Source organism: Endozoicomonas sp. SESOKO1 (genome assembly GCF_024606265.1).
Taxonomy (GTDB): Bacteria; Pseudomonadota; Gammaproteobacteria; order Pseudomonadales; family Endozoicomonadaceae; genus Endozoicomonas.
In genome coordinates this window covers 1-1065 of the sequence record NZ_JAHHPP010000381.1, presented here as the reverse complement: position 1 = coordinate 1065, position 1065 = coordinate 1, and the positions used below count along the sequence as shown (strand labels likewise).

General features: G+C 51.5%; 2 protein-coding genes and 1 pseudogene. 2 read left to right on the top strand and 1 reads right to left on the bottom strand.

Translation table 11 applies throughout. The annotated features are described in order from the left end of the window. Positions 1 to 155 (top strand): annotated as a pseudogene (locus KDK13_RS17365) (lipid II flippase MurJ); the annotation flags it as partial. Positions 156 to 546: 391 nt separating this feature from the next. Further along, positions 547 to 816 (top strand): 30S ribosomal protein S20, encoded by a 270-nt coding sequence (gene rpsT / locus KDK13_RS17360; RefSeq protein ID WP_101748329.1) that lies wholly within the window; start codon positions 547 to 549, stop codon positions 814 to 816. Between the two features lie 81 nt (positions 817 to 897). Here the strand turns inward: rpsT and KDK13_RS17355 are convergent, their stop codons facing one another. Continuing rightward, positions 898 to 1038: a hypothetical protein gene (locus tag KDK13_RS17355; RefSeq protein ID WP_306671174.1), complete on the bottom strand. Its 141-nt coding sequence runs from the start codon at positions 1036 to 1038 to the stop codon at positions 898 to 900. Positions 1039 to 1065 lie beyond the last annotated feature (27 nt).

Below are 1065 nucleotides of genomic sequence, written 5' to 3'. Positions count from 1 at the left end.
TGGCCAGGGATGTGGTGGTTGCAGGCTATTTTGGCTCAACCGCGTCAGCAGATGCCTTTTTTGTGGCGTTCAAGATCCCGAACTTTCTCCGCCGCCTGTTTGCTGAAGGGGCGTTTTCCCAGTCCTTTGTGCCGGTACTGTCGGAATATCACTCATGTTGTAATTGAATTAAAAAGCATAAGAATTAGCGCTCAATCATATCCAAGGTAATAGCGATTGCCACATTTATTCTGAAAATCGTTGGATTTATCCATAATAAGCAGCACCTCCCAAGCTGCCAAAAACGCCACAGTCCGGCAGACTTAAAGCCCTGCAGGCAGTATGCCGTATTGACAAGACCGGCCTGAGTCGGCATAGTTCGGCGGCTAAATAGCCTGGGCTTATTACAGCACCGGGCTGGATTAAGTGGGATATGGGCTGGCAATGTCTTACCCGGGGCATTGGCAGTAACTGCGGCAAACACCTGTCCTGCTCAAGTTCCATACAGGGTGCCCCAAAGCCGCCCTGAGACAACCCGAACGAAATTGATTTTCCAGGAGCACCGAAATGGCTAATTCTCCTTCTGCCCGCAAGCGCGCCCGTCAGGCTGAAAACCGTCGTCAGCACAACGCCAGCCTGCGTTCCATGGTTCGTACTTCTATCAAGAAGGTGATCAAGGCGATCGACACCAGAGACGTTGAAGCCGCTAAAGCTGCCTTCACTGCAGCGGTACCTGTGATCGACCGTATGGCCGACAAGGGCATCATCCACAAGAACAAGGCTGCTCGTCACAAGAGCCGTCTGAACGCTCAGATCAAGGCCCTGGCAACTGCCTGAGCCCCGCTGAGACAGACAACCACTGCACGTTGTCAGGATACAAAAAAACCGGCGCTTGCCGGTTTTTTTGTATCTATACGATCAAGACGCAAGCACCATATTATCCCGGTGCAGCAACTCAGGCTCTCGCTGATAGCCCAACAACGCCTTAATCTGATGACTGGGCTTGCCAATAATGCGTTCCGCTTCACTGGCACCGTAATTGATCAAGCCACCAGCCACTACAACTCAGACAACAATTGATAAGAA